Raw genomic sequence first — 22,355 nt, forward strand, 5'->3', positions numbered from 1 at the left:
GGACAAACTCAAACATACATACCTATACCATGCCTAAAGCTTCATCTGTACAAGAACTATTGAAATCTGGTGCCCATTTTGGTCACCTTACCCGCCGTTGGAATCCGAAAATGAAAGAGTTCATCTTTATGGCTCGAAACGGAATCCACATCATTGACCTCAAGAAAACAGAAAAATACCTCCAGGAAGCACTCGAAGAGGTTACCAAACTGGCTCGTGCCGGCAAAACCATTCTGTTTGTAGGTACCAAAAAACAGGCGCAGGATATTATTAAAACCGAAGCCATTCGTTGCGGAATGCCTTTTGTAACCCATCGATGGCTGGGCGGAATGCTCACGAACTTCAGTACTGTTCGCAAGAGCATCTCCCGAATGGAAGAGATTGAAAAAATGAAAACCGACGGCACGTTCGACGAACTCACCAAAAAAGAGGGATTGATGCTTGAACGTGAGCGTGAAAAACTGGAACAAACACTGGGCGGTATCGCGAATATGACACGCCTGCCGGGTGCAATTTTTGTTGTTGATACTATTAAGGAACACATCGCGATGAACGAAGCTGTGAAGCTGAACATCCCGATTGTTGCCATGGTTGATACCAACAGCGATCCCGACATCCCCGATTATATTGTTCCTGCTAACGACGATTCAGCCCGAACAATCCAGTTGGTTACTTCTTTGGTAGCCGATGCTATTATTGAAGGTAATGCCGAACGCGAAGCCATGAAAGAAGAAGAACTCATGGAACAGGCTGCTGAAGAAGCGAAAAAATCTTCCGACTCCGACGATGATGATTCGGATGAAGGACCCGTTAAAGTTCGCCGTAGAAAACGACGACGCAAGAAAACATCAGACAAAGGCTCTTCAAAAGCTGAATCCGATTCAGATGAAGACGAGGAAGAAGAATCAGATGAATCCTCATCCGAAGAGTCTAACGATGATTCTGAAGACAAAGATTAAAACTCTGACATATTAATCCTGAAACCAAAATTGTAGAACCCATTTAGTCATGAGTATTAGTGCAAAAGATGTAATGAAATTACGAGAGGCAACCGGGGCCGGAATGATGGACTGTAAAAAAGCCCTCACGGAAGCCGACGGAGATTTTGACAGAGCTGTTGAAATCCTTCGTAAAAAAGGACAAAAAGTATCCGAAAAACGAGCCGACAGAGAAGCCAATCAAGGTCTCATTCTTATTAATGTAAGTGAAGACCATTCAAAGGCAGCGGCTATCGAAATTAACTGTGAAACAGATTTTGTTGCCCGAAATGACGATTTCCAAAAAAGCGCTCAATCTTTTTTGGATAAAGCTTTTGAAAACGAGATCGGTTCCATTGCAGAGCTGAAACAAGAAGAAGTGGATGGATTGACCATCCAAAAACATCTTGATGAAATGGTTGGAAAAATTGGTGAGAAAATCGAACTCAGTCGGGTTCTGTACATCCAGTCTTCCGGAGCTTTGGTTGAATATATTCACCCCGGCAACCAGCTTGGTGTAATTGTAGAATTTGAAAGCTCTATCGACAATGATGATGTTGCCAAAGATGTAGCAATGCAAATTGCCGCTATGAATCCCCTTGCCGTTACCAGAGACGGTGTGGACGCAACCGTTGTTGAAAAAGAACTGGAAATCGCTAAGGAACAACTGATTAACGAAGGCAAACCCGCTGAAATCGCTGAGAAAGCAGCCCAGGGCAAACTTCGCCGTTTCTATGAAGAACGGGTTCTCCTCGAACAAAAATTCGTTAAAGACAACGGCATTTCCGTGAAAGAATACCTTGAGCAAAATAATGCTCCGCTTGTCAGGTCTTTTCACAGATTACAGCTTGGCGAAGCTTAATTTTTTGATTCAAAAAAGCTACCTTCCCGGTAGCTTTTTTTTTGCCTTATATTTCCGGTGAATTATCCCATTGGAAACATTGCATGATATTTTACATACTCTCTCGCAATTGAGGGTTTTATAGACAGCTTATATCAACAACCACTAAAATCAAAAAATCTTGGCAGAACCATATAAACGTATTCTACTGAAATTGAGTGGCGAAGCGCTGCTGGGCGAACAAGGACACGGTATTGATGCAGACATTCTATCCAACTATGCTGATGAAATCAAAGCCGTTCAAGAGAAAGAATTTGAAGTTTCCGTTGTCATTGGCGGAGGAAATATTTTCAGGGGAGTAAAAGGCGCCACTGAAGGAATGGATCGCGTTCAGGGCGATTATATGGGTATGCTTGCAACCATGATCAACAGCATGGCTTTGCAGGATGCGCTTGAACGAAAAGGCGTCCATACCCGCCTGATGAGTGCCATCAGAATGGAAGAAATTGCCGAACCTTATATCCGCCGCCGGGCGATTCGTCACCTGGAAAAAGGCCGCGTTATTATTTTCGGAGCCGGTACCGGTAATCCCTACTTCACTACCGATACGGCCGCCTCTCTCCGGGCCATCGAAATTGAAGCCGATGTAATTCTCAAGGGAACCCGGGTAGACGGTATTTACGATTCAGATCCTGAAAAGAACAAGGATGCTCAAAAGTTTGAAACCATTCACGGCGATGAAGTACTGAGCAGACGACTGGACGTTATGGATCTGACTGCTTTTACGCTCTGCAGAGACAATAAAACTCCGATCATTGTTTTTAATATGAACACGCCGAACAACCTGCTAAAAGTTGTGACCCAAAGTGAAAAGGTGGGTTCAACTGTTGTTTGGGATAAATCGTAGTTTTTTTAAATTGCTTTGATTGTCAAACGCCTTATTCTGCGTTGACATTTTTCGATTTCGGTTTTTTCATCAAGAAAGGAAAAACCAGCTTTTGGAGCTTATACAAGTAGGATTATTCGCTACTTGTCAGAATTGTAAACCATTTCAGAACCAACTTTCAAACCTCTGAATTATGATACCTGAAGAACTGCAACTGATTATTGATACTGCTGATGAAAGCATGGATGAGGCGGTCTCATTCTGCAAAAAAGAATTTTCCCACATTCGTGCCGGTAAAGCATCCCCTTCTATTCTTGATGGGATCAAAGTAGATTATTACGGTTCGCAAACCCCTTTGAACCAGCTCGCCAATGTTTCTGCACCAGATGCGCGCTTGTTGACCGTTCAGCCGTATGACAAATCCGTAATGGAAGATATTGAAAAGGCAATTATGTCGGCCGGCCTGGGATTAAATCCTAATAATGACGGCACAATCATTCGCATACCCTTGCCGATGCTTTCTGAAGAACGCAGAAAAGAACTGGTAAAACATGCCGGAGAAGTAGCCGAGAATGCCCGTATTAGTATTCGAAACATCCGCAGGAATGCCAACGACGAAATTAAAAAATCCGTTAAAGACGATTCCCTTCCGGAAGACAGCAGATATGAAGCCGAAGAAGAGATCCAAAAAATCACAGATACTCATACCTCGAACGTAGATGAGCTGCTGTCGGTGAAAGAAGAAGAAATAATGACGGTTTAAAGCGTAGTCCTGAGTAGTGAGTCATGAGACTATTTTCTCTCACTACTCCCGACTCAAGACTCACTTCTGATCAAATAAATGTATATATCCGATTTAGAATTACACGGCTTCAAAAGTTTTGCCCATAAAACGCATGTAAAGTTTGATAACGGTATTACCGCTATCGTTGGGCCAAATGGCTGTGGAAAATCTAATATTGTGGACGCCCTCCGTTGGGTTCTTGGAGAGCAGCGCCCTACCCTGTTGCGTTCCAGTTCCATGAGCAATGTTATTTTTAACGGTACAGCTCAAAAGAAAGCCCTGGGAATGGCAGACGTATCCCTCACTTTCGTGAATAACAAAGGCGTTTTGCCGGTTGAGTATAGTGAACTGACAATTACTAGAAGACTTTATCGATCCGGAGACAGCGAGTACCTGATCAACAACACTCCCTGCCGGCTCAAAGATATCATGGAGCTGTTTATGGATACGGGCATGAGTTCTGATGCCTATTCCGTGATTGAATTGAAAATGGTTGAAGAGATTCTGAATGATCGTAACAATGATCGCCGACGACTTTTTGAAGAAGCGGCTGGAGTAACCCGCTACAAGGAGAAGCGGAAACAGACGCTTCGTAAGCTGGATGAAACCATGAAAGATCTGACCAGGCTTGAGGATATCCTGGTTGAAATTCGAAAAAAAGCTCGTTCTCTTGAAATTCAGGCACAAAAAGCGGAGAAGGCAAAAAAACTAAAGAAAGAGCTTGAACATCTCGACAAGGCCTACACACTTCACGAATATAAAGCGATTAAAGAAGAGCTCGATCCGCTTGATACAAAAATTAAAAATGCTGAAAAAGAGAAAGTCGAAATTGCTGACCGCCTGAAAGAACTTGAAGCTGATGAGGAAAAAGCACGGACAAAACTTCTGGAAAAAGAACGAAATGAATCCGAAGCAAAACGCCGTGTCAGCCAGTTAAGTTCTGCAATTCGTGAACTGGAAACCAGCCTTCAGATTACAAACGAGAAGATCAGCAATGAAGAAGGCGTTATCAATCAGTACGAATCGGACATTGAACAGAGCCGGGTTGATATCAAAGAGCTTGCAGAACTGAAGAAAAGCAATGAAACCAAACTCGAAAAGCTCACTGAGGAGAAAGACAGATCGGAAAGAGCATTAAGTGATTCGAAGGAAAAATTTTCTGGTATCCAGCAGAAGTATACGAAGGTTCGGCATGAACTGTATGAATTGGAAATTGAGATTAGTGACGTCAACCAGAAGCTGACCAACCTGCAGTCGAACCGAATAAAGCTGGAATCGCGGCTGGAAAACAGCGAGGACGACCAGGACCGTATCGATCAGGATATCGCAAATATTGAAAAAGAAATTCGTACAGCAAAGGAAAAACTTGAAGAAGCGCGAAAGCAGTCCGAAAAAATGAACTTCCGGATTGATGAACTGGAAGAACAGCTTCAGACATCCACCTCATCAAAGAGCGAGTTAGAAGAAAAACGGGAATCTCTGCGGGAAGAACTTCGGTCTGTAAAAAGTAAAAAAGATGCCGTTTCATCTGAAATTTCCCTTCTTCAGGGAATTGCGGAATCCAACGAAGCGATGCCGGCTTCCGTGAGTTATCTGATTGAAAATCACAAAAACGAATTCAAGCTTTTAAAACCTGTTGGTGAGCTGCTTCAAACCGCAGAAGAATATGCGCCAGCACTGGATACAGCACTCGGTGATGCCGTCAATTTTATCGTTACTGAATCGCTGGAGGAAGCCATTCGGGCATCAGAAATTCTAAAAGAGAATGATAAAGGCCGGGCAACTTTCATTCCGCTGGCTGAACTGAATGATTCGTATCCTGCGGAATCTGGTTCCATCGTGGAACATGTTTGGTTTGATGATGAGTACAAACCTGTGGCACAACTTCTTCTTGGAAGTGTGTTGATTTCTGACAGTATTGAAGAAGGAGTAAAACTGCTGAAAAAATCAGGTACTTCGGCCGTTACTTCCACCGGTGACCTGATCACGTCTGACCGTATTTTGAAAAGTGGAAGCAAGAATAAACAAGCCGGAATTCGTCTCGGTCTTCAGGATAAACTCAACAAGCTTAAAAAGAAAGAGTATAATCTTGAAGCAAGCCTGGTTTCAAAAGAAGATTCGCTGGATGAAATCAACCGTGATCTAGAGCGCATTGATTTGGATTCTATTCGCCAATCTATCCGCGATCTTCAAAAAACAAACCGCGAGCTTGATCAGCAGGTAAGCCGGTATCAGTCCAGTATTCAGGTGTATGGGAAGAATATTGGGGATCTTCAGAACCGAAAGGATAAACTTGCGGGCAATCGCGATATGGCGATTGAAGAACTGGAAAATCTTCAGCCCAAACAGAAAGAGTTTCAAAGGAAGATAACGGAGCTGGATCAACAGCAAAAAGAGAAGAAAGAAACTCTCCAGAATCTTGAAGAAGAACGGGCCATTGCCCAAAACCGGTATAATGATGCCCAACTGAAACACCAGGATCTGTCGAACAAAACCGATAACCTGATCAAGGATATTGAGCGTGCAGAATCCGGCATCGAAAACATGAAAAGCCGCCAGGAAAGCCGAAGCGAGCTGCTTGGTCAAAGTAAAGAGAAGATTGCCGGATACCGTTCTTCCATCAAAGAAACGGAAGCCAATCTCGGAAAAGCTAAAACACAAAAAAAAGAAGCTGACGAAAAACTGTCCATTGCTGAAGAAGAGAGCAGCAGGCAGCGTGGCAAGATCAATGAAGTTGAAAAGGAGTTAAAAGAACTTCGAAAACGGAAGGAGGTCAATCTCGAATTGGTTCACCATTTGACGATGGCCAAAGAAAAGTTTGAATTAAAAGCGGAGGGTTTATCCGATCACATCTGGGAAACCTACGAGATTTTGATGGATCAGTTGGGTGAAGAGCTTCCGGCCGATATGGAGCCTGAGGAGGCCAAATCCCGTGTGACAACGCTTCGCCAGAAATTGCACCGAATCGGGGATGTCAACCCGCTTGCGATTGAGGAATTCCGTGAAGAGAAAGAGCGACTTGAGTTTCACGAAGAGCAGATTACCGATCTTCATGAAGCCGAAAAAGAGATGCGCGAAACGATTGCTGAAATCAACGAAACGGCTACGGAACGTTTTAATAAAACATTTGAGCAGATTCGGGAAAACTTTAAAAATGTTTTCAGCACGCTTTTCCACGAAGACGATTTCTGTGATTTGGTGATCCAGGAAGATCCGGAAGATCCGTTGGAAGCAAAAATTGAGATTCGTGCCAATCCGAAAGGGAAACGTCCGTCAAGCATTAACCAGCTCTCCGGTGGCGAGAAAACCCTGACGGCCATTGCATTGCTATTTGCGATCTATCTCGTAAAACCCTCCCCGTTCTGTGTACTTGATGAGGTGGACGCTCCGCTGGACGATGCTAATATTGAACGGTTTTCATCGATGATTAAAACATTTAGCAAGGAAACCCAGTTTATAATCATTACTCACAACAAGAAAACGATGTCTAAAGCAGAGATGATGTATGGCGTTACCATGCCGGAAACAGGTGTGAGCCGGTTGGTGGGTGTGAAGCTGGATGAGGTAGAGACGGTTTAGAGCTCAAGGATCACTCATTTCCAAAGAAATTCGAATAACGATAAATTCCGCCGGTCGCACTGCCGCCACACCGAGCTCAATAATTATTCTCCCCTCTTGAATATCAACCTGAGTCATGGTTTCTCCCAAACCCACTTTAACAAAGAATGCCTGTTCCTGTTTCGCTCCCTGAATAGCTCCATTTCTCCACAGGCCAAGTAAAAAGTTTTCGATCATTCCTTTGGCGGAGTTCCACGTATTGGCGTCATTCGGTTCAAAGACAAAACGTTGGGCGGATGCTTCAACCGATCCTTTTATCATCCCAATTAACCTTTGAACTGAGATGTAGCGCCATTCGTTATCATTCCCGGCAAGGGTTCTGGCTCCCCAGATTTGTGTGCCGCGACCGGTTAATTTTCTGATAACGTTGACCGATTTACCATCCGGGCTCACATTCATCAACTCCTGCTCGGCACTTGAAATGTTGATGATCGGCCGCTCGATGTCATTCAGTTCAACACCCGCCGGTGCCTTCCAAACACCCCGATTTATATCTATATATGCATAAACCCCCGCTACTGCTCCGGAAGGTGGAAGGACCAAATGAACACTATTGAGTTGATTCACTATCGCATGATAATTCAACTTTCGATCATCATCATTGTGATAAAACGACTCTGTTTTCTTCTCCGGATCATCTTCAATTGTTTGATCAGAATGTCTCAGTACCATTTTCTCCTCACCGAAAATAACAGTCACTTGGTCTTCGGAATAATGATGCTCTAAATACGAAACAAGTTGTGGATAGTATGCAGCTCCATATCGTAAATGGGGTCCGCCGAGATGAGATCGCAATTCCTGGATATTGGCTTGATGATCATTCGGATTCGATTCAGAAAATTTCGTATCAATAATCGTGAAACAGTTCCCGATTTTCTGGCAAACATCCAGCGCTTCTTCATAGACAGAATAGTATTCGTGAGGATCTTCAAAACCACCTAAATCGGTTAGTACAATAAGCGATGGGCCCTTTTGATCTTGCAGTTTCCGAATAGCCTTTTTGAATTTTCGGGAGTTATAAGTCTTTCCAAAACGGCCGGCCGATAGAACGTAACAAGGCCCTCCTCCATTCGCAAAGTAGAGCTTTAGAGAATAATAGAGATGAAAAACCGGGGACTCGGGAATTGGTGCGCTGTTCAATGTTGAAACCGAATTTCCATCAACGACAAAAGCGGGCAGATCAATGTATGGACCGCCAAATAGCTCCTCAAAATCGGTCAGAGAAAAGATTCCGGTCAGCTGTTTGGGTCCCTTTTCCGTGTACCCGATAAAAACCGGCTTTGATGTCGAAAGCGGATGTACCGAAAAAGGAAATATTGAAACTTCTTCAACGTAAACACCGGGTACGGTATAATCGGGCATGTTCGCTCTCCGCTATTCAGAGGAACCGATTCTTGCCAACTCAGCTTCGGAAGCAATATATCCAAATGCCGCCCACTGATCCGTATCATACACATTTTCCCAGATGGAAATGGCACGTTCTTCTCGCCCGTTGATGTAATGCCAATTCCCGATTCCATATCCCAAAGTGGCATTTTCGAGAGCATCTTCTGAGGTTTCCATCAGCCGATTAGAGTCAAAAACTCCTTTAAAAACCAAAATCAGATTCAAGTATGCTTCGTTTTCGATCAGATTAATGTCGGCATTCACCGGTTCAATAATCTCGCCTGCTTTCAGATCGTTTCCGGACCTTTTCAGGGCCATATAGTACCAGTAAATCAGTGCAATTCTCATGTCATCCGTTAAATCCAATTTCAGGGATTCTTCATATTCCTGAATTGCCAGATCATATTCTCCTTTCAGATAGTGTGCCAATCCTTTGTGATAATAAATATTTGATTTCAGCGTACTTGTGGGCTGATTCAATTCATTTGGAAGACCGTCCGGCTCAACCTGATCGGGCATGGAACTCATCAATTCTTTGGCCTTTTCAAAATCTTCAATGGCAAGATCCAATCTTCGAAGAGTAATATATCGGTGACCGCGATGGCGGGACATTCTCGGATCATCCGGAAACTTGGAAATACCTTCCGTGAAGATCCGAATCGCTTCCCGGTATTCTCCTAAATAGGCCGTTCTTCTGCCTAACCAGATAATTGCATCCGCATCATCGGGATTTGCCCGGTAGTCTGTCAAAGCCTGGATCAATTTTTCGTTCTGTTCATCAAACATTTCCTGAGAAATTTCTGGCGTTTCAAGCGTATCTCCCAATAATGAATATCCCTGGATACCTTCAGGAACCGGCTCAAGTTCGCTCTGTTCACTGCATGAAATAAGAAGTGAGAGCGGAATGAATAGAAGAATAACTGATCGTAAATATTTCATTTTAATTTGTGAATTATTTATAGGATTTAAATCGATGCAAAGAATGTCCCCTTCAAAGGGGGATTTCTTTCTAAAAAGTCGCTTCCAAATCTATCTCTTCATCATCCCGGAGAATGGTAATTGAAATCGTATCACCGCTCTCCAGCGTATTCAAAACTTCCATATAACCATATATATCCGCCACCTCTTTTCCGTCCATTTCGATGATGATATCTCCATCCTGTAAACCGGCTGCATCTGCCGTACCATCCGGACGAACCTGCTCAATTCGAAAGCCTTCACCTGAGAACGTATAATCCGGCATCACACCCAACGTGGGTCCGCTTCTCATCCGGACATTTCCTCGCGGATCCGTAGATTCCTGGAAATCGATCTCACCCGGAGTCATTGAATCCAATGTTCTCACGACGCTTTCAACATGCTCCAAAACCTTTTCCATTCCGGCATAGTTAATCAGGTCCGCTGTATCCGTTTCCCTATGATATTGTTGATGAGTGCCCGTATAGTAATGCAAAACAGGAATTTCAGCCCGGTAAAACGAAGCGTGATCACTGCTTCCCATTCCTCCGGGAGTGGTGGTTATTTCAAGGGAATCTGTTTCAACTGAAGCAATAATTTTCTCCCATTGGGATGACGTTCCCGTACCGAAAATATCCAGTTCATTATTTTCAAGCCGCCCAATCATATCCAAATTGATCATCGCCAGCACAGAATCGGGGGATATTTCCATTTCATCCACAAAATATTTGGAACCGATCAGGCCAAGCTCTTCTCCTGAAAAGGCAACTATCAGAACACTGCTTTGAGGAGGATGTTCCGCAAACTCGCGAGCCAGGTAAAAAAGCCCGGCTGTACCCGAAGCATTATCATCCGCGGAGTAATGAAGTGCCGGTTCAGAATTCATATTCATAGAAATTGTTCCGCCCATTCCCTGTCCGTCGTAATGCGCCCCGACTATAATATATCGGTTTGGAAACGTCTCGCCTTCAAGCAACCCGACAACATTCCGGGAAATCTGGCTCTCAATTTCCATCGCCTGAACCATTGGGCCTTCCAGTTTAAACTGCTGGACGTAAGTTCCTTCATCACCCGCAGGTATTAAACCGTATTGCAGAAAATGATCGGATATATAATTCGCAGCATCGGCTTCGTTGATGGTTCCAACCAACCGCCCGCCACGCTCTTCATCGGCCAGCCAGGTGACATGTTCTTTTAAAAAGTCATCACCAGCTTGTTCCACTTCATTCGTTCCGCACGACATCAGGAAAAAAAGCCCGATCACAAAGACGGGAAGAGCTATTTTAATTTTTTTCATTCTAAAAACTTTTTTGTTTGAAGCATACGGGTTTCGTGCCTATTTTTAAAGCTTAACCAATTAAAAAGGTTGGGGGTGTCCCCTCAGAAATGACGGGACTGAGATCATACCCTGAGAACCTGAACCGGATCATACCGGCGTAGGGAAACCGATCTTCCACACATGTAGTTTCAGAAGTTGCATGTCGCCCCCTCCCTCAATAAACCTATTGACGGAGGCTATCAATGCTTAAACAATTCATATCTCTTTTTGCAGTTTTTCTATGGACTGTACTTCCCTTTCAACTCGTTGCACAAACCATCGAAGGCCGGGTAACGGACGCTTCGACCGGTGAAGCTCTCGAAGGAGCAACCATTCTTGAAACCAGAACCATCAACGGCACTTCTGCCGATTCAGAAGGTTCATTTGAGTTAAAACTCACAACAAAGGTTAATGAAATCACTATTAGCTTTGTTGGATATGCTACCAAAACAATTTCAATTACAAATCCTGAGGAGTTTATCGAAATAACTCTTGAGGAACAGGTCGTTATGACCGGTGAAGTTTTTGTAAGTGCTTTGCGGGTAGATGAATCCACTCCCATTGCATACAGCAATATTAACCGTGGAGAAATTGAGGCTAAAAATCTTGGCCAGGATATCCCGATGTTGGTTCAGTCTGCACCATCGGTTGTTTCAACTTCAGATGCCGGTGCGGGAATCGGCTACACGGGAATTCGGATTCGTGGGGTCGATCCCGGGCGAATCAACGTTACTATCAACGGAATTCCATTGAACGACGCCGAATCTCACGGTGTGTTTTGGGTGAATATGCCAGACATGGCGTCCTCAACCCAGAACATTCAAATTCAGCGTGGTGTTGGAACTTCGACCCAGGGAGCCGGGGCTTTTGGTGCAACCATGAATCTCCAGACCGCCCTCATGCAGCCGGAAGCCTATGGAACCATCACAACCGGAATTGGCTCATACGGAACCCGAAAAGCGAATGTGCAGCTTGGCTCCGGAATCCTGGACAACGGCTGGCAGTTTGAAGGCCGGCTCTCTAAGATTGAATCTGACGGATATATTGATCGGGCGCGGTCTGATCTGAAATCGTTTTATCTATCCGGATCGCGCCACGGCAACCGAAGCTTGTTAAAAGCGGATGTCTTTTCCGGCCAGGAAGAAACCTACCAGGCGTGGAATGGTGTTCCTGAACCGATTTTGGAAGATGATCCGCAGCAACTTGAATCCTACATCAATAATCTCTTTCTTGGAGAAGAAGATGCCGAACATTTGAGAGCGAATCTCGGCAATCGTCAATTCAATGAGTTTACCTATCAGGATCAGACAGACAATTATCAGCAGGATCATTATCAGCTCCACTACACCTATCGCCTGATGGATACCTGGTCGGCAAATGCATCCCTCCATTATACATACGGGCGCGGATATTACGAGGAATTCCGACGGAATGACGATTTGGATACCTACAACATCTCTCCCATTCAGATTGGCGGAGAAACAGTATCGAACTCTGATTTGGTTCGGAGGCGATGGCTCGACAATCATTTTTATGGAGGTGTTTTTTCAACTGAATGGAAACACCCCGAAGAGTGGACACTAACTCTTGGAGGTGGCTATAATGAATACGATGGCGACCATTTTGGCGAAGTGATCTGGTCGCGTTTTGCGGGAAGCAGTGATCTTGGCGACCGGTATTATAACAATAATGCCTTCAAAACCGACTTCAATGTATACGGTAAATTCAATTACTACCTTACTTCCGAATTTAATGCATTCGCTGATTTGCAATATCGAACGGTCGGGTATGAATTTCTTGGGTTGCGAATTGATGATCAAACCGAAGATGTAATTGACGTAACCCAAAGTGACAGAATTAACTTCCTGAATCCTAAGTTCGGCGTTGTGTATCGTCCCGATGAAGGACACCGAATGTTTGCTTCTGTTAGTGTGGGCGGAAAAGAACCGACTCGAGATGAATATGTGGAATCGAGCCGGGAGAGCCGACCCGACCCGGAACGATTATTTGATTACGAATTGGGGTATGATGGAAACTTCAACCGTTTTCATGCCGGAGTGAACCTTTATTACATGAAGTACAAAGATCAGTTGATTCTGACCGGAGCTGTAAATGACGTTGGCGGTTACATCCGCGAAAATGTACCTGACAGTTACCGGGCCGGGATTGAGCTGGAAGTAAGTGCCAGAATTACCGATGATTTTGAATGGAGCGGAAATGCCACATTCAGCCAAAATAAAATTGATGAATATCAGCGCTTTGTGGATGATTATGATCAGGGCGGTCAGCAAGCTGAAACATACTCCGATGTAGATATTGCATTTTCTCCATCTACCATTGTGAATTCTATTCTGAGTTATAATCCGGGAGCATTTACTGCAGAGTGGATTTCAAAATATGTATCCCGGCAATACCTCGATAATACTCAGAACAAAGCGCGGTCTATCGATTCTTATTGGGTAAACGATCTTCGGTTTTCGTATGAACTGCGCGATTTGGGATTCGTCCAGGGAATCACGGCATCACTCCAGATCAACAATGTTCTGGATGAAAAGTATGTTTCAAATGGATACACATTTGGTTGGATATCCGGTGGAGAAGAGCAGTTTTTCAACTACTATTATCCACAAGCTGGTCGAAATATCCTGGCAAATGTGAAGATCCAATTTTAGTTGTTGAAATTACGACTGAGCCCCCGGCCCAAGAGAATCCGGGGGCTTGTTCGGTATCGCGGCTGATGGACAGGGTGGTGGTGATGGATGGTGATTGCCACGCTGCTTTCACTTCATTCATTTCGCTCGCAATGACCCATGAAAGACGTGAATCTGTCATTGCGGCAGAGCGAAGCAATCTCCTATTCCCATATTTGTGGTTACTTCATCACAGTTAGTTTCCGGGTCATGATCTGACTTCCCGTCTGCAAACGATACAAATACACACCACTGGATAAATGACTCGCATCAAAATCAACCGTATGCCGGCCCGCTGCCACCTGTTCGTTCACAAGGGTAGCTACATTTCGCCCCAGCATATCATAAACTTCAAGACGAACCTGACTGCCCACTGGCAATTGATAACTGATCACTGTGCTCGGGTTGAACGGATTCGGATAGTTTTGACCAAGAACAATTTCTTCCGGAAGTTCACTACTGTGTCCCTTCGGAGATGTTAACAAGACAAAACGGGTGGAGTTAACTGTGGTGACTTTTTTCGGGCCACTTGTTCCCCGGGCAAGAATCTCCTCCACCGTTGGTACTTTCTTCTGAGGTTCATTCGTGTCCATTGTAAACGAATAAGCGAAAGAACTGTCGGCTATCTCTGTGGACTGTTCTTTTTTCTGATCGTATAAGTACAGGCTCATGCCTGCGGGAAGGTCCAGATCGGTAGCAGTGATTGTGTACTTCCCAGACCGGGTGGCATCTACGGCCAAAGGAATCTCCAGGTCTGGCATTCCGGACGGATAATGAGCGATATCCATCAGCGTGCCATCGGACTTGTGGGTGCCAAGAACAGCATAATCAGCCGAGAACGATTGGAGTTCCAGGGCTTCTCCATCCGTGGGAGTTGTGGACCCCTGATCAGAAAAACGAATCCAGGCAGAATTATATAGGGACTCTCCACGAAGTTCCAGGCGAACAAAATCTTTTCGTTCTGTCTCTTTGCCGTAAAACTCTCCCGTTGTGGTTTGATTGGATTCTGAAAACATTAACGTTGCCGGTAAATTTTCTGTCTGAACAAAAAAGCCCTGGCCCGGGGCGATATTTCCACTGGGAATATCCCCGTAGTCTCCGGCAATGCTTCGCCAGGCTCCGCCGTTGTCCATAATCGGGCCCGTCGGGTCGATTGCTGTTGCATTCAGATCGTACACATAAGCGGCTCCTGTCAGGCCGGATGTCCCTGGGTTGGCAAGTACCTCATCAAAAGCAATCGGCAGTCTGTACGGGTTGCCTACCAGAGTCCACCCATCTTCACTTTGGTTAACAGTTGGCTCCACATTTCCACTGTGAAAAGCACCACTTAGTATAACATCTTTTGGAAACGGGGATGGGTTGGATTCTCCATGCTCATCATCTTCAAAAACATACATTAAAAAGCCGCTGCCGGCAGGAATTGCTTCCCCAAAGTCTGCCGAGGAAGGAACCTGCCAGCCAGAACAATTCTGATTACTTTCATATTCAAAAACACAGTTCTGATCATTATCTTCATAATTGGTGTTCCAGACATACACATTGGGTTCTCCGCCGGAGTAATCAGCTCCATCGATTCCCTGGGTCCATAATGGCTCCAACATATTGGCGTAACTTTGTCCGGCAACCGGACTGGCCAGCATTCGCCAGCCTTCTGTCAGTGTGAGTCTCAATAGAGCTTCGGAGTCACCCTGAAATTCGTACGCGCCTATATCCACAACGTCAGGATCGGGTGTGCCATCAAAAATTCGTACGTTTCCGGCCAGGTCAGTGGTAATGCCTTCGGCAGGTTCTCCCGTTCCAAATGGGGTATTTGATCCGGCATTTAGAGCCAAACTTATACTCTGCAGTGAATAATCTCCATTCTCTTCATCAACAAAGACCGGATTGGTATTTAACAGGTTTCCACTCCCGCTGTTAATAGCTGGTGGAAGATCGCCGTTATTTCCTGATGTTTCATTAAAAAACAGGCTGTTTGCCGCTATTCCTATTCCGGCTCCGCCATCATCATTCATATTGCCGTTTGTTCCGGAATTATTATAAAATATGGAGTTGATGGCTACTACATTTCCAGCCCAAAAATTAATGGCTCCTCCTTTAGCGCTTTCATTATTCGCTAAGATAGAATTGATAAGCTGCACCGTTCCATTCTCAGCAGAAATTGCCCCACCACCGCCAGTAGAACTATTGTTGTAAAAAAGAGTATTGATAAAGGTCAGCTCGCCACCCCAATTGATCACTGCTCCGCCCACTCCATTGGAACCGTCACCCATGGCATGATTGTCTCTGAAAATGGTATTTGAAATGGTATTATTGCCATTTGTGTCGATCGCGGCACCGGTTCGGTTGCCTGTTCCTCCACCATCTGCATAGCCGGATTCAATAATAAATCCGTCAATGGTTACACCGTTTGTTACGGCGGGAATCACAAGAATGGTGTGGGCATCCCCGGGGTTGGCTGTTTCCGATCCATTTACATCTCCACTCAAGATGGTTGGATGATCGGAAATGTTTCGGTCGGAAAGATCATCTTCTGTACCGTCAAATCCACCCAGAAGGCTCAGATTTTCTCTCAATCGAAACGGGTTTGTTTCACCGGCAGGGATGTAGGTTCCTTCAGCCACCCAAACCTCTGTGATGCATCCGCTAAGATTATTCAGAGCTGTATGAAGATCGGTATATGCGTTTTCCCAGGACGATCCGTTGTTATCACCGGAAGTAGCGTCCTGATCTACATACACAATTTCCGGGGGGTGTACGGTGAAGTTATAGTCATCAGAAAAAGAACCACCTTCAAAATTGTGATCAACAGCCTGTACACTGAATGCGTAGGTCGTAGATTCACCGCATGCTAATTCAGGAGTTTGAAACGTATAGCTGTTGTGTTGTCCCTGATTGCCGGGTGCAGGAAGTTTTCTCCAGCCATCTGCTTCCTGAGCCATCGGGCTGATCAAATATGGAGGATCGCCTTCCGGGTCTTCTTTTAAAAAAATGTTATAGCTGAGGCCGTCAGACGGAGTTTCACTATCGGAGGCCGTTCCCCACGAAAGAGTAATCTCCGATCCATTTTGAACGGCAGAAAGTGAGCCCGGAGCCGAGGGAGCGGTATTACTGTTCTCTGAAAGATTGGTATAGAGTTTGACCAATTCATCGTTATTGGTGTAATTCCCCGCTATGATCAGATCGAGAGCGCCATCCTGATCAACATCTCCCATCGCTATCGAGTTGGCAGCAAGATTTAAAAGAGAGCCTGTAACTTCAGTAAAGTTTCCGCTCCCATCATTCATAAATCTCTCAGTAATAATCTCATCATCAGAAAACCCAGTGTTAATTACATCCAGGCTGCCATCGCTGTTCAGGTCACCAAATGCAACGGTACCGGAAACAACTCCTGTAAACGGCTGCTGATCCGCTTCGGAAAAATTGCCATCTCCATCGTTTGTGTAGATTCTTGTCTGACGATTCTGATAAGACCCGGGGGGATTCCCTGAAGTAATCAGGTCCAGGTCACCATCGTTATCGATATCTCCAAAGGCAGCCGAGCTACGCTCCAGTTCTGTTATCGGATTACTTTTTTCGCTGAAATTTCCGGCTCCATCGTTGATATATGTACTTGAAATTCGTCCATCAAAATCATTATGCCCGGTAATAAACAAATCTAAATTGCCATCATTATCAACATCCCCCAAAATTACACTCCCCCTAAAAATAGATGGTAAATCATCCGGTATGGAGGTAAACAACCCACTGCCATCATTGAGGTAGACCGTCAAATTGTTGAAATCATAGGGATTGGCTTGGCCCGAAATAATCAGATCCATATCGCCATCATTGTCAATATCTCCGAGCGCAACCGAACTATATTGAACACCTGTCAGCGAATTGGATTTTTCAGTGAAATTGCCGTTTCCGTCATTCAGGTAGGTTTTCGCTAACTTCCCATCGGTACCAAAAGTAGTTCCTGTTATTACAAGATCAAGGTCTCCATCATTATCAATGTCACCAAATGCAGCGTCTCCCCAGCCTGCCCCCTCAAGATTGGAATTGGATTTTTCAGTGAAATTACCGTTTCCGTCATTCACATATGTTCTTGAAATAAATTCTATTGAAGAACCGTCGGTTATCCAGACGCCCGACAAAAAAAGATCTAGGTCTCCATCATTATCAATGTCACCAAATACCGTGGTGCCCCCTTCTATCTCCATGCCTGAGAACGGAGTATTTTTTTCGCTAAACAGATCGACATACAGCGCCTTCGCATCGTCCGGTTTAAACTCAGTTTTCGCGTATGAAAGTTGCTGGTTAAAAAGAATGAATAATAAAAAACAGCAACCAATACGAAGAACTCCTGCAGCCAGGTTGATGAATCGTGATGAATAAGTTTTTGGAATTAATTTTCCCATGAGTATCCCGGTTTTAAATCAATAGAAAGAGTTTGAACAGCGAACTGCTGTACTTCGAATAGACATGAAAAAGGATACCTGTCTTAGACTTTCAAATTGTCCGGCATTTCTTTCAAATTGTCCAGATCATGTGATTATGACTTGTAAAAGGATATTTATCGTTTTTCTAATCAGGACGAATAAGCAAATTTGTTGAGAAATAAATCGGATAAAATCAGGGGGTAAGAAACCTTATTTAAAACCAAGTTGAGCTTGCTGATTTACAGAATAATAGATTTCAGAACAGCCATTCGAATGGCTCAAATCGCTGCAACACCCCTACAAAGTTTTAAAATTGTTCGGTACTTTAAAGGCTCTTAAAATCTATTTATTTGACTATAAATTGGGAGCTTATGCTCACTGCCTTTTTTTGTTTTGTTCTTCTGTTTCAAAGCCTCGTCTCTTCTCCACCTACTTCAGAGAATGATTACCTGGTCCGTCATTTCACGGCCGAAGATAGTCTGCCGGTAAATGCCGTGAGTGATATTGCCCAGGATGAAAACGGATATCTCTATTTTGCGACGCTGAATGGACTGGCCCGTTTTGACGGGTACCAATTTGAAACGTTTAACACCAGCAACAGTCCCGGAATTCTCACCAACCGTTTTTCCGGAATGATGATGACATCGGCCGGAGATATCTGGCTGCCCACCGAGTCGGGACCTCTCACACTCTATCAAAACAATACGTTTACAACCTTTACAGAAGAGGATGGTGTTGAAGGACAAAACCTGAGCATTGAGGAAGGAGTCAATGGAGAGCTTTTGATTTCTACCAGTGCCGGAATCAAAAAGCTGGATTCACAAGCCGGCCGGTTTGTTACTCTTCATCCGGAACTTGAGGTTGAAACCTGGGTCATAAAATCTCAGGCGAACGGTGGTTTACTGGCTGTGAATCATCATGGAATTGTTCAGTATGAGAATGGCGAAGTACAAGTGTTGCTGGAGCCAAAAGATATGCCTATTCAACCCGAGAGGGTCATGGAATTAAATCGGTTTTCTGATGGAACCATCTGGATAATGGCAACTATTGGGTTTTTTATTTTCCACCCAAATAAAGGCATCATTCATTCCTATCAAAACAACCAGCCGCCGGGCTTCATATGCTGGAATGTTTATAAAACCAATGAAGGATCCATACTAAGTACTACTCAGGGATTTTTTCGTGTAGATCCCAAAAATTTCAGTCTTTCGAGGCTCCCTGTTAAAACGGATCCGGTCATCAACCGGCCAAACACTATTATTTCACAAAACAATCAGACGGTTTTCTTTGGAGATGAAGTGGCTGTTAACGACCGCATTATTTTTGAAACAGAAGCCGTTAAAACCGGCCTTGTTGATCGGGAAGGTTCCATCTGGGTTGCATCGGAGAGAAATGGACTCTATCAGCTTCGGAAAAGTATCATTTCTAATATCACCTTGGTTGATAGCAAATCCATCGAAAATATCTATCCAATCATACAAGATTCCAACGGAGATATATGGGCTGGCAGTTTGCTTTCGGGGGTGTATCGTTTTAAAGATACAGAAACCGATTTTTGGCACGGCGGGAACAGTTCTCTTAACACGACTCAAGTCCGCTTCCTGTATGAAGACAACGACGGAACCATTTATATGGGACTTTGGGGAGACGGTCTCTGGAGATTTGAAAACAATGACTGGGTGAGAATGCGGGAGTTCGATCATCTCTTTGATAATAGCATAACGATTGAAGCAATGTACCGAGATATAAATGACACAATGATTATCGGTACGCGTTCACAAACTGTGCTTGAAAGAAACGGGCGTTATCAACTGATGCAAGATTCGTTGGGGACGGGTTTAGAAGGAGTTCGGGTGATCCGGGAATCGAATGATGAAACGCTTTTTTTCGGCACCAACGGTCAGGGCCTGGGGATTCTTGATTCCTCCGGTGATCTCAAAACCATCACTAAGAGTAATGGACTTCCCAGCAACTTTATCCGTGATATCCATATTCAATCACAAGATACATTATGGATTGCTACTGAAGATCTCGGACTGGCAAGAGTCATTCTGAATTCAGAAAAAAATGTACAATCGATTCAATCTGTTCGTACGAAAGACGGTTTGATGGATAATTCTCTGCACCGAATTATCGCGGATAGAAGGAATAATTACTGGATCAGTTCCAATAGCGGCGTGATGAAAATATCCCGCAGGGAACTGAATGCGTATGCAGATGGAAATCGGGCAAGCCTTCCGGTTATCAGCTATAATCAACGGGACGGTATGGTCAATCCGGAAGCCAACGGCGGCGTACAAACTGCCGGAGTCCTGACGAATGACAATAAGATCTGGTTTCCTAATCAAAAAGGAATTACGGTTTTTGACCTCACAGAATCCGATTCGGTGGAAAGAAATGGAACGATTCAGCCACAGATACAGAATATCATCTTGCCGGATTCTGTCCTCTTCGCATCCAATGATCAGACGATCTCCCTACCCGAAGGCGAAAGAAATGTGAGCATTACATTCACGGCACCAAATTTTGCCTATCCTGAACGGGTGAAGTTCAGATATCGCCTGTCGGGAGTCAGTGATGATTGGATTCCGGCAAATGAATCGAGAGAAGCTGTATTTACAAATCTCGATCCCGGCACCCACCGGTTTGAAATTCAGGCAAATCCCGGAAACGGCGAACTTTCCACTGCATCTATTTTTGTGACGGTACCATCCTTCTTTTATGAAACCTATTGGTTTTATGTGATGATGATCTGTTTCGGGGGATTGCTCATCTATGGTGGTTTTAAATATCGCACCCGTACCCTGGTGATGCGTGAACGGGAACTGCAAAAACGTGTCGACGCTCAAACAAAAGAATTGAAAGAGGCTGCCGAACAAAAATCCCGGTTTTTCTCAGGAATCACGCATGAGTTAAAAACTCCGCTTTCTTTGATCTTAGGACCGATCGACGATCTTGCTGAATCTAAAAAACCGGCCAATTGGAAGAATGTTCAAAACCGGATAAAGATGATGCAGCGAAACGGCTACAGGCTTCAAAACCTGATCGATCAGATTTTAGATGTTACCAAACTCAATGCCGAGGCCATTCAGCTGATCATCCAACCTGTGGATTTTGAGAAGCTCAGCCGGCAGATACTAGGACAGTTTCAATCACGGCTCATTCAGAAAAAGATCAACCTCAAAATCCGGTCGGATAAAATAGATTCACCTGTCTATTTAGACCAGGATGCCTGGGAACGAATACTCATCAATCTGATGAGTAATGCGATTAAATTTTCGCCTTTGGATTCCGAAATTCAGATAACGATCAAAAATAATGAAAACAAAGTCTCTCTGAGTGTGAAAGATCAGGGTGAAGGGATCAAACCTGAAGATCAGCAACAGGTTTTTGAATATTTATACCAGGCTAAAGGGAGTCAGTCGGCCGAGGGAACCGGAATCGGACTCTTCCTGGTAAAAGGATTGGTAGAACAGATGGGTGGCGAAATCGAACTGATTTCAAAAGAAGGGGAAGGTTCTGAGTTTATTGTCAGTTTGAAAAAGGGGTCGGCCCATTTTCGTGATGAAGATCAGGTGCTTCACAATCCGGTCAGTATTTCGGATGAGCCCGTACCTGTTTTAACAGAAGAAACCGATAGAATAAAAACAGAGCCTAAGCCTTCACCGGCAGGTGATAATCATATATTAGTTGTTGAAGACAATGATGATTTCAGATCCTACCTTCAGTCTATTTTGTCTGATGAGCATCGTGTTTCTACTGCTTCTGAGGGGACATTGGCTCTTAAAGTTCTGGAATCAGAATCGCCGGACCTGATTATTTCTGATGTGATGATGCCCGGAATGAACGGCCTTGAATTTGTAAACTCTCTGAGGGAGAAAAAGCAATTTAAACACCTTCCGGTACTCTTTCTATCTGCAAAAAATCATGAAACGGATATTGAAGCCGGCCTTTCTACCGGGGCCGATATTTACCTGACCAAGCCGATTAAAAGCAAAATGCTGCTTGCTCAGGTGAATGCTATTCTGCGCAGAGAAAACGTTCTTAAAAATCAGGAAATCAATAAAACAGAGAATAATGAGCCTGAGTTAGTTTCAGAAATTCGCACAATCGTCTACCGGCAAATGGCAAATTCTGCTCTGAATGTGACGATGCTTGCGGATGCCTTGTTTATGAGCCGATCAAAACTTTATGAGGAATGGAAAAAAGTTAGCGATATGACAATCAATGATTTCATAAAAAGCATCCGGTTGCAGGAAGGTAAAATCCTGATTAAAGAAAAAGGCTTTGGAATCCAGGAAACGGCACATGCCGTCGGCTATTCGAATTCGGATTATTTTTCGACCAGTTTCAAGCAACAGTTCGGGGTAAGTCCTTCGCAGGTAAAATAAGGTCTGTTGACAGGACTTGCTACGACTGAGCCCCCGGCCCCGGGGGGGCCAGGGGACCCTGCTCGGTATCCCGGCTGATGGACAGG

General features: G+C 44.4%; 11 protein-coding genes and 1 riboswitch. Of the genes, 7 read left to right on the plus strand and 4 right to left on the minus strand.

Annotated elements, in window-relative coordinates; genetic code table 11:
• Nucleotides 1-29 precede the first annotated feature (29 nt).
• The 5 genes from rpsB to smc all read left to right on the plus strand — a co-directional run bounded on the left by rpsB (nt 30) and on the right by smc (nt 7,067).
• Nucleotides 30-959 (plus strand): 30S ribosomal protein S2, encoded by a 930-nt coding sequence (rpsB, locus tag L0B18_RS18160; RefSeq protein WP_370647610.1) that lies wholly within the window; start codon nt 30-32, stop codon nt 957-959.
• Between the two features lie 49 nt (nt 960-1,008).
• The gene (gene tsf / locus L0B18_RS18165; protein WP_234573330.1) at nt 1,009-1,839 is read left to right on the plus strand and encodes a translation elongation factor Ts; all 831 of its coding nucleotides are present in this window, start codon (nt 1,009-1,011) and stop codon (nt 1,837-1,839) included.
• Between the two features lie 160 nt (nt 1,840-1,999).
• The gene (gene pyrH / locus L0B18_RS18170; protein WP_234573331.1) at nt 2,000-2,725 is read left to right on the plus strand and encodes a UMP kinase; all 726 of its coding nucleotides are present in this window, start codon (nt 2,000-2,002) and stop codon (nt 2,723-2,725) included.
• A gap of 172 nt (nt 2,726-2,897) precedes the next feature.
• Entirely contained in the window at nt 2,898-3,467 is a 570-nt protein-coding gene (gene frr, locus L0B18_RS18175; protein ID WP_234573333.1) for a ribosome recycling factor, read from the plus strand.
• 78 nt (nt 3,468-3,545) lie between these two features.
• Nucleotides 3,546-7,067, plus strand: coding sequence for a chromosome segregation protein SMC (gene smc, locus L0B18_RS18180; protein WP_234573334.1), 3,522 nt, complete (start codon nt 3,546-3,548; stop codon nt 7,065-7,067).
• Between the two features lie 3 nt (nt 7,068-7,070).
• Here the strand turns inward: smc and L0B18_RS18185 are convergent, their stop codons facing one another.
• From L0B18_RS18185 to L0B18_RS18195, 3 genes are all read right to left on the minus strand, one after another.
• Entirely contained in the window at nt 7,071-8,468 is a 1,398-nt protein-coding gene (locus L0B18_RS18185; RefSeq protein ID WP_234573336.1) for a phage tail sheath family protein, read from the minus strand.
• Between the two features lie 12 nt (nt 8,469-8,480).
• The gene (locus tag L0B18_RS18190; RefSeq protein ID WP_234573337.1) at nt 8,481-9,431 is read right to left on the minus strand and encodes a tetratricopeptide repeat protein; all 951 of its coding nucleotides are present in this window, start codon (nt 9,429-9,431) and stop codon (nt 8,481-8,483) included.
• Nucleotides 9,432-9,501: 70 nt separating this feature from the next.
• Complete coding sequence (locus L0B18_RS18195; protein ID WP_234573339.1) at nt 9,502-10,746, minus strand: M28 family peptidase; 1,245 nt, start codon at nt 10,744-10,746, stop codon at nt 9,502-9,504.
• A gap of 61 nt (nt 10,747-10,807) precedes the next feature.
• Nucleotides 10,808-10,909: riboswitch (TPP riboswitch) on the plus strand.
• 61 nt (nt 10,910-10,970) lie between these two features.
• Here L0B18_RS18195 and L0B18_RS18200 point away from each other — a divergent pair.
• Nucleotides 10,971-13,439 carry a TonB-dependent receptor gene (locus tag L0B18_RS18200; RefSeq protein WP_234573340.1) on the plus strand — a complete coding sequence of 823 codons (2,469 nt, stop codon included), beginning with the start codon at nt 10,971-10,973 and terminating at the stop codon, nt 13,437-13,439.
• Nucleotides 13,440-13,639: 200 nt separating this feature from the next.
• Here L0B18_RS18200 and L0B18_RS18205 read toward each other — a convergent pair whose 3' ends face one another.
• Nucleotides 13,640-17,857, minus strand: a complete 4,218-nt coding sequence (locus L0B18_RS18205) for an FG-GAP-like repeat-containing protein (RefSeq protein WP_234573342.1) — start codon at nt 17,855-17,857, stop codon at nt 13,640-13,642.
• A 392-nt stretch (nt 17,858-18,249) separates the two neighbouring features.
• Between L0B18_RS18205 and L0B18_RS18210 the strand changes: the two genes are divergently transcribed.
• Nucleotides 18,250-22,269 carry an ATP-binding protein gene (locus tag L0B18_RS18210; RefSeq protein ID WP_234573344.1) on the plus strand — a complete coding sequence of 1,340 codons (4,020 nt, stop codon included), beginning with the start codon at nt 18,250-18,252 and terminating at the stop codon, nt 22,267-22,269.
• Nucleotides 22,270-22,355 lie beyond the last annotated feature (86 nt).

This window comes from Rhodohalobacter sp. 614A (assembly GCF_021462415.1).
GTDB lineage: Bacteria > Bacteroidota > Rhodothermia > Balneolales > Balneolaceae > Rhodohalobacter.